The 10,977-nt window shown below is 53.9% G+C and carries 10 protein-coding genes; 4 read left to right on the top strand and 6 right to left on the bottom strand.

What is annotated here, in order from left to right; all coding sequences use genetic code 11:
- Window positions 1-578: 578 nt before the first annotated feature.
- Window positions 579-791: a hypothetical protein gene (locus MLC59_RS18815; protein WP_248237142.1), complete on the bottom strand. Its 213-nt coding sequence runs from the start codon at window positions 789-791 to the stop codon at window positions 579-581.
- Window positions 792-857: 66 nt separating this feature from the next.
- On the bottom strand, window positions 858-1,472 hold the full coding sequence (locus MLC59_RS18810) for a tyrosine-type recombinase/integrase (RefSeq protein WP_248237141.1): 615 nt from the start codon (window positions 1,470-1,472) through the stop codon (window positions 858-860).
- A 669-nt stretch (window positions 1,473-2,141) separates the two neighbouring features.
- On the opposite strand from MLC59_RS18810, the gene MLC59_RS18805 reads away from it, so the two are divergent.
- The 4 genes from MLC59_RS18805 to MLC59_RS18790 all read left to right on the top strand — a co-directional run bounded on the left by MLC59_RS18805 (window position 2,142) and on the right by MLC59_RS18790 (window position 7,136).
- The gene (locus MLC59_RS18805; protein WP_248237140.1) at window positions 2,142-3,437 is read left to right on the top strand and encodes an imelysin family protein; all 1,296 of its coding nucleotides are present in this window, start codon (window positions 2,142-2,144) and stop codon (window positions 3,435-3,437) included.
- Window positions 3,438-3,574: 137 nt separating this feature from the next.
- Window positions 3,575-4,984 carry a di-heme oxidoreductase family protein gene (locus MLC59_RS18800; RefSeq protein ID WP_248237139.1) on the top strand — a complete coding sequence of 470 codons (1,410 nt, stop codon included), beginning with the start codon at window positions 3,575-3,577 and terminating at the stop codon, window positions 4,982-4,984.
- A gap of 9 nt (window positions 4,985-4,993) precedes the next feature.
- Window positions 4,994-6,028, top strand: coding sequence for an imelysin family protein (locus MLC59_RS18795; RefSeq protein WP_248237138.1), 1,035 nt, complete (start codon window positions 4,994-4,996; stop codon window positions 6,026-6,028).
- Window positions 6,029-6,095: 67 nt separating this feature from the next.
- A complete protein-coding gene (locus tag MLC59_RS18790) occupies window positions 6,096-7,136 on the top strand; it encodes a DUF1513 domain-containing protein (RefSeq protein WP_248237137.1) in 1,041 nt (346 codons plus the stop codon).
- A 587-nt stretch (window positions 7,137-7,723) separates the two neighbouring features.
- Here MLC59_RS18790 and MLC59_RS18785 read toward each other — a convergent pair.
- The 4 genes from MLC59_RS18785 to MLC59_RS18770 form a co-directional block, all read right to left on the bottom strand.
- Window positions 7,724-7,873, bottom strand: a complete 150-nt coding sequence (locus tag MLC59_RS18785) for a hypothetical protein (RefSeq protein ID WP_248237136.1) — start codon at window positions 7,871-7,873, stop codon at window positions 7,724-7,726.
- Window positions 7,874-8,178: 305 nt separating this feature from the next.
- Complete coding sequence (locus tag MLC59_RS18780) at window positions 8,179-8,658, bottom strand: hypothetical protein (RefSeq protein ID WP_248237135.1); 480 nt, start codon at window positions 8,656-8,658, stop codon at window positions 8,179-8,181.
- 431 nt (window positions 8,659-9,089) lie between these two features.
- Window positions 9,090-10,136, bottom strand: a complete 1,047-nt coding sequence (locus MLC59_RS18775; protein WP_248237134.1) for a nucleotidyl transferase AbiEii/AbiGii toxin family protein — start codon at window positions 10,134-10,136, stop codon at window positions 9,090-9,092.
- Window positions 10,137-10,140: 4 nt separating this feature from the next.
- On the bottom strand, window positions 10,141-10,758 hold the full coding sequence (locus MLC59_RS18770) for a DUF6088 family protein (RefSeq protein WP_199480692.1): 618 nt from the start codon (window positions 10,756-10,758) through the stop codon (window positions 10,141-10,143).
- Window positions 10,759-10,977 lie beyond the last annotated feature (219 nt).

Genomic DNA, 10,977 nt, shown 5'->3' with positions numbered 1-10,977 from the left:
GCCAGCAAACCCGTTCCAGACGCCATTACAGAGAATGGTTGCAAGCTAATGTTCCACACAAAACGGAAGAGACCCATCTGTCGGGCGGGGTGCACTTGCGTGCTCCGTTGTTATGGGAGGGAGCTGGCCATCGCCTATGGCTAAGGCCAATACTCCACGCTCCTGACGAACTTGGCCAAGGTCCATTTGCTGATTCAGGATGGCCTGGTGCTGAGGACGCTGAGCGCAGGGAACCAGCGAGACTTGCAGGAAGCGGTGGAAAACCGGCGTGGCCGGCACTCCACCACCGCCGCCAGCTAATTACCTATTGAGGATTAGTGCCGTGGTCGGTGACTCCCCTCTGGCAGGCTTCACGTGGAATGGGGGTCCCCCCTTCAGCGGTTTAAGCAAGAAGTACGGGCTAAAGGGCTAAGCATCTGTGCTGCCTGGCTGCCCACCGCCTATCACAGGAATGAAGATGACCTCGCATACCACGGCGCGTTAATGGTGAGATTTGGTCAAACAGAATGTCGGCCGGTGACAGTAGCGCAGCGCGCTCGGAGGTTTAATATCCGTTAACCCGGCCGACATTATCTGTATTATTGCTGCTGTTTCTCGTTCTCCATAACTTCTTTAAAATCCGATTTCCGAATCAATCCATGTATGCCTTTGGTCCCATCAACAACCTGCGAAACTTCATCTTCCGTAGCAGCTGACAAATAGGCCAGATGCCCTTCGGGCAGCCACTCATTCAGGCTCGGGGGAAGAAGCAGTTCCTGATCAGGCGAATACGGGCGGAAGGTGGTTCCCATCGGATTCTCCGGCGCTGAAGAATTTTTACGTATTATGCCAGAAGGTGGCTCCTGCCGCGCAGACTCCTAGATCTCAATACTCTCAGCTATCTCTAGAGCATCCTCGACCTCCACACCAAGGTACCGCACGGTGCTCGACATATTCGTGTGTCCCAACAGCAACTGGACGGCTCGAAGATTCTTGGTCTTCTTGTAGATCAATGTCGCTTTGCTGCGTCTCATTGAATGGGTTGCATAGACTGAAGGGTCAAGTCCAATGCTGGTAATCCACTTTTTGACAAGGCGGGCGTATTGGTGGGTAGTGATATGGTCGAACTTTCGTATCCGGCTCGGCCACAAATAATCCATACCCGAGAGTCCGCGCAACTCGATCCATGCTTCGACCGATTCGCGTGTCTTTTTGGTTATCTCAAACTGAACAGGCTGACTGGTCTTCTGCTGGATGACTTGCGCCCGGTCCAGAACCTCACCGTTTCTGGAAATATCTCGAACCAAAAGCTTTACCAGATCGCAGGATCGGAGTTTGCAGTCAATTGCCATGTTGAACATCGCCAGCTCGCAGATGTTCTTCGCTATCTCTAACCGAATACGGATAGCCCATATTTGTTCGAGTTTGAGCGGTAGCTTCTGGCCGACGAGCTTCCCTTTGTTCCAGGGAGCTTTGCTGGTAGGTAATGCCATGACGAGGCCCTCTTTGGAGAATAAGGGCCTTTAAGTATGGTTCAGAAGATTGTTCTCTGACGGCCAATCTGGTCGCAAAGCGGACATTCAGGAGAGTCTTGGAACTCCATCCATAGGAGGCGCCTAGAAAATGACGGCGCGCCCAGAACAAAACCTGCAGCACAGCAGCAGAACGATCCGCTGTTTCCTGAAACCTCGGAGATCCTGGAACCGCCGGGCCTTACTCAGCAGAAGCTGGATGCTCTGGAGAGTTTTCTTATGAGCCTGACGTTTGGCACTGCCGAGAGTCGATCGATCAAGACAGCGCTCAGCGAGCGAGGCCCCTACTACCTCGATCTCGCGGATTTTTCGGCTGGCTGGCCTTTCGCTTCAAGTCCGAATCCACGGACCGTCGGAGCGACTGCCAGGCCGTAAAAATATTCTGAGATGAGCCAGCCAGATGCACAACAGAATCACTCATATTGCCTCCCTCGGCGTTGTCGGTGCTGCCTCAACAAAAGGTAGCACCACCAAACTCTTTTGCAAACTATTATCATTTACATTTAAGATTATCGGGCTTTGAATTGACCCATCTCAATTGAAGTCCCTTTGCGGTGTGTGGGTTAAGAGTCCATAATACTAAATGATAGTAATTTCGATCTGCATGATTAATTATAAATGGAGCAAAAAATGAGAAGCGCGTTTCGCCCAGCCCCGCTGGCTCTGACTGTTGCCGCGGTGCTTACCGCCGGTTGCGCCAACACTCCCTGGTCTGCCGACAACTCAGAACCTGCCACCAAAGCATCAGTTGTCAACCACTACGCCGACTTGGCTCACGCCAACTATGAAGACGCACTGATTACCGCCCGTGCGCTGGACGAAGCTACCGATCGGCTGATTGCCAATCCGACCGAAGCCAACCTGGCCGCCGCTAAAGAAGCCTGGCTTGCAGCGCGAGTTCCCTATCAGCAGACCGAAGTTTTTCGTTTCGGCAACGCTATCGTCGATGACTGGGAAGGCCAGTTGAACGCCTGGCCACTGGATGAGGGCCTGATTGACTATGTTAAGGCGGACGGATATCAGCACGAGCTGGGCAATTCCGGCGCCACCGCAAACATCATCGCAAGCAACAGTATCAATGTGGGTGGTGAGACACTGAACGTGGCCTCCCTATCTCCTGAACTACTGGCCGATTTGAACGAAGTGGGTGGTTCGGAAGCCAACGTGGCCACCGGCTATCATGCGGTTGAGTTCCTGCTTTGGGGTCAGGATCTCCATGGTTTTGAGAGTGGGGCTGGTGAGCGTCCGGTCACGGATTACGCCAGGGGTGCGGACTGCACAAATGGCAATTGCGAGCGTCGTGGAGAATATCTGGACGCGGTAACCGACCTCCTGGTCTCCGACCTGGAGTGGATGGTAGCCCAGTGGGCGCCGAGTGCCAGCGATAACTACCGCGCCCAGCTGACTGCCGCTGAAGCCAACGAGGGCGTTCAGAAAATGTTGTTCGGCATGGGTTCACTGTCCCTGGGCGAGCTGGCCGGCGAGCGAATGAAGGTCGCCCTGGAAGCCAACTCCTATGAGGATGAGCACGACTGCTTCAGCGACAATACCCACAATTCCCATTACTACAACGGCCAGGGAATTCAGAACGTTTACACCGGCACCTACCGTCGGGTAGATGGCAGCCTGGTGACCGGTCCTTCCCTGTCTGATCTGGTTCAGCAAAGCAACCCCGAGCTGGACGCCCGCCTGAACAATCAGCTGGATGCCTCCATGGAAGCCCTTGCTCTGATGAAGGCTCGTGCAGAGAGCAGCGAAAATCCGATGGCTTTCGACACCATGATCGCACCGGGTAATGCCGAGGGAACCCGTATCGTCAACGATGCCATTATGGCGCTGGTTGCACAGACCGGTTCCATTGAGCAGGCTGCGCGGGACATTGGTATTGAAGCTCTGTCTCCGGATGACGCCGGCCACTCTTTCTGATTGAACCGGTTGCAGCAAGTGGATACCGGGAGTCACGAACTCCCGGTATCATCAGGACCCGAGTAAGCCATGGAAAGCCCTCCTTTCTTCAAAGGTTGTTTTCCATGGCTTCTTCAATTCCGACAGCGCGAGTCGTTATGAAACCAACACTTTTACTCTGCTTGCTGCCACTGGCACTCGGTATTCAGGCTGTGCAGGCAGAAACCCATGCGGGATATCCGATTCAGACCACGCCTGCCACCGGCGGCGAGGGAACCGTACAACAGTCAGACACCAACGCCTACTCACTTCCCCTGGGCAACCTGTCCATGACCAAACGTCTGGATTTCAGTGTCGGCAACAGTTTTTTTCGGAATCCCTGGGTCGAAGCTCCGGCAAGCACTGATGCCCGTGATGGCCTGGGCCCGCTGTTCAATACCAACTCCTGTCAGGGATGTCATATCAAGGATGGTCGCGGACATCCCCCCGGTGTTGACGAACCATCGGTCTCCCTGTTTTTGAGGCTGGCCGTGCCTGCAGACCCGGAGATGGACGCCGAGATTTTGCGCAAGCACGGTTTTAAACCGGCCCCAGTATACGGAAGCCAGCTGCAGACAGCGGCACTGCCTGCGGCAAAACCGGAGGCCGATTTAATCGTCGAGTGGACGCCGGTGAAGAAAACCCTCGCGGACGGCACGGTGGTGAAGCTGCGCAAGCCTGTTTATCGCATCGAGAACCCGAATTACGGCCCTCTCCCTGACAACCTGCTGGTCTCGCCGCGGGTGGCACCACAGATGATTGGCCTGGGGTTGCTGGAAGCTATCCCCATCAAAGACCTGAAGGCCCTCCATGACCCGGATGATGCGGACGGCACCGGCATTTCCGGAAAGCTCAACCAGGTCTGGGATGTGGCAACGAAACAGACGCTGCCAGGTCGGTTCGGATGGAAGGCGGCTGAGCCGGATGTCCACCAGCAGAGCATGGGTGCATTTGCGGGGGACATGGGCCTTACTTCCTCAATAAAACCCACAACCGACTGCACACCGGAGCAGAACTGTGAGCGATTTACCCATGGTGGAGAGCCGGAGGTAAGCGACAAGGTCGCAAACTTCGTGACCTTCTATGCAAAGAGTCTGGCCGTACCCGCCCGTCGAAACCTTGGGTCCGAATCCGTCCAGAGGGGGGCAAGACTGTTCAATGAAAGTGGATGTGCCAGCTGCCACACGCCAAAGCACCAGACCGGAGAGGTTGCCGACCGACCTGACCTGAGTAACCAGACCATCTGGCCCTACACTGACATGCTCCTACACGATATGGGGCCTGCTCTGGCCGATGGGCGCGATGAATTCCTGGCCAACGGCAATGAATGGCGAACGCCGCCACTCTGGGGCATTGGCCTGGCCCAGGTGGTTAATCCCCAGGCCGGGTTCCTGCACGATGGCCGCGCCCGCACACTGGAAGAAGCCATACTCTGGCACGGAGGCGAGGCTAAGGCGGCCGCGGATCGTTACCGCCGGATGTCGTCGGAGGATCGTACGGCCCTGATTGATTTCCTGAATTCACTCTGAGGATCAGCCATGCAACCGATCGCCAGACTCTTGTGCACATCTATACTGGTCGCAACCTCGCCCTTTGCGTGGGCAAGCGATGCCGACACCGAGGCCCGCCAACAGTGGCATGAGGGCATTGCGACCGGCTATCAGTCGTTGACAACGGAAACGAGTGAGCTGGCTGAATCCGCCAGGGACTACTGCGTAGAGTCCGCCGAAGACAGTCGGGCACGCCTGGAAGCGGCCTGGCTCGACGCCTTCCTGGCCTGGCAAAGGGTAAGGTTTGTCGACTTCGGGCCGGTCGAAAACAACAACCTTTCCTGGCAATTCCAGTTCTGGCCGGATCCAAAGAATCTGATTGCACGAAAAGCCGCCTACCTGATCGGCAACGATGAAGCGATCACTCCCCAGGTAGTCAGCCAGTCCGGTGTCGCTGTGCAGGGCTTCCCGATGATGGAATACCTGCTGTTCGACCAACAGCTTAATGCCGGGGACAATGCGCTGCCTAGCGCCCGGACCTGCGAGTTGCTGACCAACGTGGCCGGGCACGTGAAAAGTAACAGCGGCGAATTAATGGCTGGCTGGCTGGCTTTTGGGCCGCACTACCTGGAGACTGCTCAGTACTTCGACACTACGATCCGCGCGGGGATGGCCACGCTGGAAATCCTGGAGGAGCGTCGCCTGGCTCAACCCATGGGGCTTCGCGGGAATGGCAAACGCAATCCCTACATCACGGACGCTTGGCGCAGTGGTAACACCCTGATGACCATTGAGGCCACTGTGGATGGCCTGCGACAGTTCTTTTTGCCGGGGCTCGCGACATTGCTGGAAGCGAAGAGTGAGCCCGACCTGGCAGAGCGAATTCGCAAGCAATTCAGCGAGGTTCAGCAGAACTTTCCCGGTGCCCACCTGCCGATGGCAACTGCCCTGAACGAAGAGGACCAGTTCCGTGTCCTGCAGAGCCTCTATGTCGATATTTCCCAGTTGACCACATTAGTTAATGACCAGGCGGCGGTTGCTCTTGGTGTGGTAAGAGGCTTCAATTCAAGCGATGGCGACTGAGGAGGCTGATAGCATGCGCTTGAGCCGCAGGACTCTTCTCAAAACGTCCCTTGCCGGCGGGATCTCCGTGGGCCTGACCGGCTGTTCCCTGCTTCCCAGAAAAGCCTCGGGCCAACCTGAAAGCTATGTCGGCGCCGTTGGCTTGCCCAACGGCAGCTTTGGAGTCAGCGCCTTCGACCGCAGCGGCAGCATCCTCTGGCAGACGCCGGTCGAAACTCGCTGCCATAGCGGATGCAACCGCCCTGGCATGGATGAAACCGTCTTTTTCGAGCGCCGCCCCGGATGGTCGTTTTACGTGTTTGGTACAAACTCCGGATTCCAAAAACACCGCGTAGACGCAAAAGCCGGCGAACACTTTGTCGGCCACGGTGTGTTTTCGACCAATGGCCGGTGGCTGTACGTCACCGCCAGCCGGTACGAACAGGGAGAGGGCATTATTGCGGTCTACGACGCCGAGCAGGATTACCAGCGAACCGATACCTTTGATCTGAATGGCATCGGCCCCCATGAGCTGACCCTGCACCCTGACGGCGAGACCCTGGTGATAGGCCTTGGCGGCATCCTGACCCATCCGGATTACGACCGCATGAAGCTCAATCTGCAAACCATGGATCCTGCGCTCTTACTGATGAATCGCCATTCAGGCAGCATCGTTGGCAGGTTCAAACCCCGCCGCCATCAGCAAAGCGCACGCCATGTAAGCGTTAGCGACAGTGGCCGCGTGTATGTGGCCTACCAGTACCAGGGACCTCTTTATGAAACGCCGCCCCTGCTGGCGCGTCTTGAGAAGGGAACACTGCGCGAATACCGATTTGACGAGGACACCCAGAGAGCCTTGGCCAACTATATCGCCAGCGTAGTTGCCCATCCGGAAAACGATCTGGTTGCTGCTGCCTCGCCAGTTGGTGGCACCGCCATTATCTTCAGGGGCAGTACCGGAGAGCTGGTCAACCGCGTCTCCATTACCGATTGCGCCGGCATCCAGGCCCTTGCCGGAGGCGACTTCATGATCTCATCTGGTCGAGGCAAGCTGGTTCAGTTGGGCGCCGCAACAGCCCGGAGAGAACTGGCAGACCTCCCCGTTTACTGGGATCACCATCTAGTCTAATTATTTCAAAAGAATCCATTTTAATTTCCACTCGACACTTAGCCGGAGTATGCCTTGGTCGCAAAGCGAACATTCGAATTCTGTGTTTAGCGAGGGCAACCACAGTCTGGCCTTACTGACCTGACCCTACCCCATACTAAATCGTCTTGGTCAAGACTGAGGGGAGCAGGTCAGCTATTCTAGATCGTTAGGAGTTCCATCTGTTTTGCGAGAGGCCCAGTCAGTGACCTCGGAAACGATTAATCCATCGTCGCTGTCAATATATTGGGCAAAGTGCCCCCTCAAGCCCTTTGCGGATGTATTCATTCGCTTGAAGCACCATGTCGATTCAAGTACTCGTACGGCGCTGAAATTTTGGAGTTCGTCGTAGAGCGGTTGATAATTCCTCGACTTTCTTAAGTCATAAGTCAAAAAGTACAAAGCCATGGATTTCTCCTGTAGTGCCCAACGCCAAAAATGAACAGCAGCCCAACAGAACCGTCCTGTGTAGGCTGAGAGCCGGAACGCTCTTGATTGACAGGCTACGTAGCTTGCAACCGTTTGACTTAATTTCAGTCCAACTGTAGAGGAAGCAATCCAGGTAAGAATCAGTTTTTGCAGCCGTTCTTGCCGCAAGTGATCTTTTCGTGCGATGAAACCCAATGGCTTGGGTTTTCACGGGTATCGAAACCGCAACCAGTTTTACCGCCTTTGTTACCGCTGTGAACTTCGCCTGTTGGTGTATGCTTTACAGCCATCTTGAACCCTCCTCAAGGCCCGAGCATTCTGGAGTTAACCTGACTGATCGGTGTACGTTTTTTGTACACGAAAGTACTTTATACCTTGCTTGAAAACTGTTCAAGCATACAGGCGGTATAAATACACATAACTTCAGTGGTAATGGACGCCAACGGAGCGCAGCGTAGTTGGCGCCCCGTTGACCACATTGTTAAGTTTTCTGACTCCATAGCTCAGCTTCATAGACATAAGCTCGATAGAACACTAGACCAAGTTCTGCCAAGGCCACAGGATGGAGGTCACGAATTCTTTCCCGGAGATGTTGCTATGGTGGGTTGTACCACTTTCCTCTGTTCTTGAAGCGCACAACTTCAGGATCGGTAGGCACGATTCTGGTATCCAGATCGAGCAATATATCGGGCGAATCCAGATCTATCGTCAAAGTCCCGTTTTCCAGCCGTGACGAAATTGAATTGAGCTGGAAACCACGTCCACTCTTGTCGACTACTGACATCTTCAGGGGCTTGGTTACTGTGGGCGAAACGCTATGCATTTCTGCATTTCGTGCCTGGCGCAAAAAAACTAGCAAAGGGTCTTTTTTCCTCAGGTCAGTGTATGGCTTATGCCATTTCTGGAAACCCTTCTTCGATTTTAACGTTCTTTCGGTGAACTCCCAGGCTCTCTCTATTCTGAACAGAAAATTCTCCCAGCTTTCTTGGAACTCAGAAAAATCTGTGGTGGATTTCATGCAATCGATCGCTTTATTCGCGATGTCGAGATCTTTTTTGGGACCTGATAGATTCATAGAAACTCAATAGACGTTAGGCAACGCGCTTTATGATTGCAGAAATTTGACGGCGTCATTCTTACTGACTTTGAACCATCAATCGTGCTGCATATAAAACAATAGGTTAGGCGAGCATTGCCGTCTCTGCCATGTAATCAATCAGCGTCTGCAATTTGCTCCTCTAATCATACTGGGTGAAATGGCGTTGATTGGCTCGTAGTCTCCGGACGAAAGCCCTGACTCGGATGTGCGCTTTTGTTTGCTGAGTTCAGAGGATGCCCTGGTCGCAAAACGGACACTCAGGCGAATAGATCATCACTTTACCTTGGAGAAGTTCAGCTTCTTTTTAGGAATGTCCGCAGTAATGGGGTCGAACCCGGTCATCAGATACGTCGTTCAACAAGGCGATCTTAGCAACCAAATCATTGAGCTAATACAGTAAGAGTCGTTTAAATCGACTTCGGTTCGATACCCGCTCCCGAGGCCTTCGGCCCGTTTACTTGATCGCTAATCGCCTTGAGCCTCTGCATCATGTCGGCAAAAGACCACGGGAGATCACCGGGAAACATAACACCCATTTTCTCCCAATCCTCTTCCAGCGCCTTAGCCACCTCCCCTTCGGGCATAATCTTGAGGGAGCCCGGTACCGCTTCGTTCCATTTGGCCGTCGCTCGTTTGAAGTACTTCTGTTTGTGGTCCACAACCTTGGCTAGCAAATCCTGATTTTCAATGAATTCGGGGTTTTGCTCGTGAATCGCGATAACGTCATAGATATGCCGCGACTGACGTTCGCCCAGACTCTCCACGCCTCGGTGATTGATTTCATGGAGGGCGGTGAGTTTTTCAAAGAACGTGCGATCACATCCCAGAACATCGACGATGCAACTGTCATCGTGCTGAACTCCCAGACCTTCTAGCACCATCGGAGTTACCGTGTGGGTGTCTGACGGCTCCAGGCCAGCCTTCCCACCACATTCAAGCAGCACCCTCGGCCTTATGTATCCGCCAGCTGGCGCCTGGAAAAGCTGAGGATAGAAAATCTCGATGTCCAGGCCGTTTGGCATCACCTTAGCGCTGAAGTCCGAGTGAATCTGCTCCAGTTCTTCAAGCAGGAAGGGGACCAATACGCTGGATACGTTCTCGGCCGCCGCCGAATTCAGCTTCTCAACTCTCTTTTTTCGAGGAGTGTTTTTTTCCCCACCCTCAGGCTCGGGGTGCCCAAGGAATTTCATATCAAGCGAAAGGTCGATGTCTTCAGACATGCGATCGATGCATTGAAAGACCTTGCTGAGCGTAGTACCGCCTTTGAACATGAACGGTGTGGAACTCTTCCCGGTATGGTTTGGCTTGAGTTTCTCAAACAGAAGCTTCAAGACCAGTGTCACATAGTAGTCTTTCTCCAGTACGTAGCTGGGCAATCCCGTTCTCGATGCACCCGCCGTAAACAGGTCCTTCTTCTCGGCGTCGCTCAGCGTAAACAGGTACGGTTTAGCCATTGCCTTACTCCAGGATTGGTTGCGCCCACTTCAGCTTGCCCTCAAGCGCTGAAATCAGTTTTTTTTGACCTTTCTCTGACAGCGAGAGATAAACGTTCTTGAACACATTTTCCTCTCGCTTCACATGCTCCTTTCCGGCGTACTCAAGTGCTACCCACAATCGAGCGGCCGTTTCTTTTTCACTCTTTGACAGTCCACTCAGCTGTTTCACTGCGTGTTCAAAGGCCTGGCTGTATTTGAACTCGATCTGGGCCTTTCCCAGCTTGATCGGCTGGATACGTTTCGTCGCGATAAATACAGGCTTCATTGGCATTTGGGTCGACGCCCCGAATTCATTCAGGGCCTTTGCGCCTGAAGGCACGACAAAGGCTTTCCGTTCCTTTGCGAGAACCGAAACAACCTTCTCTGGAGTAGCAAAGGCAGGCCCGAACCGGGTCGGCTTGGGCCGTTGCCACAGGCCTCGTTCGAGGGGCGCAACAATCTCGGCCTCCTTCAGTTTCTTGAGGCTCTGAGAAATGAGGGGACCATGGCCTCCGAAGCGCTTCACCAACTGCTTATGCGTAAAAACGCCCCCGTAAGGCTGTCTCTTTACGTACTCCGCGACCTTTTCGCTGATGGTCATTGCCTTAACCCTTTAAAAATACTCGGATAACGAGCCAATTCGCTAAACAGATTGTATACCATCCTGACGAATTTTTCAGCATCTATCAACGAGAGCAGAAAAGCCAAGGATCTAAGGCGCTAAGAATGTTCGCTTTTGTTTAAACTCCGGCCCTTCAGATTCCTACCACCCTGTTTACCGACATGCTCAACGTGCTAGTAGGACTTTTGACAAATTCCT

It is taken from the genome of Marinobacter bryozoorum, assembly GCF_023156245.1.
In the GTDB taxonomy this organism is placed as follows: domain Bacteria; phylum Pseudomonadota; class Gammaproteobacteria; order Pseudomonadales; family Oleiphilaceae; genus Marinobacter; species Marinobacter bryozoorum.
Note: the sequence above shows the minus strand (reverse complement) of the source record. Positions and strands in the feature narration are given on the sequence as shown.

Excerpts from the sequence above, each read along its gene's own strand:
- MLC59_RS18805 (WP_248237140.1), top strand. The coding sequence starts at position 2,142 with ATGAGAAGCGCGTTTCGCCCAGCCCCGCTGGCTCTGACTGTTGCCGCG.
- MLC59_RS18770 (WP_199480692.1), bottom strand. The coding sequence starts at position 10,758 with ATGACCATCAGCGAAAAGGTCGCGGAGTACGTAAAGAGACAGCCTTAC.
- MLC59_RS18810 (WP_248237141.1), bottom strand. The coding sequence starts at position 1,472 with ATGGCATTACCTACCAGCAAAGCTCCCTGGAACAAAGGGAAGCTCGTC.
- MLC59_RS18815 (WP_248237142.1), bottom strand. The coding sequence starts at position 791 with ATGGGAACCACCTTCCGCCCGTATTCGCCTGATCAGGAACTGCTTCTT.
- MLC59_RS18800 (WP_248237139.1), top strand. The coding sequence starts at position 3,575 with ATGAAACCAACACTTTTACTCTGCTTGCTGCCACTGGCACTCGGTATT.
- MLC59_RS18775 (WP_248237134.1), bottom strand. The coding sequence starts at position 10,136 with ATGGCTAAACCGTACCTGTTTACGCTGAGCGACGCCGAGAAGAAGGAC.
- MLC59_RS18785 (WP_248237136.1), bottom strand. The coding sequence starts at position 7,873 with ATGGCTGTAAAGCATACACCAACAGGCGAAGTTCACAGCGGTAACAAA.
- MLC59_RS18795 (WP_248237138.1), top strand. The coding sequence starts at position 4,994 with ATGCAACCGATCGCCAGACTCTTGTGCACATCTATACTGGTCGCAACC.
- MLC59_RS18780 (WP_248237135.1), bottom strand. The coding sequence starts at position 8,658 with ATGAATCTATCAGGTCCCAAAAAAGATCTCGACATCGCGAATAAAGCG.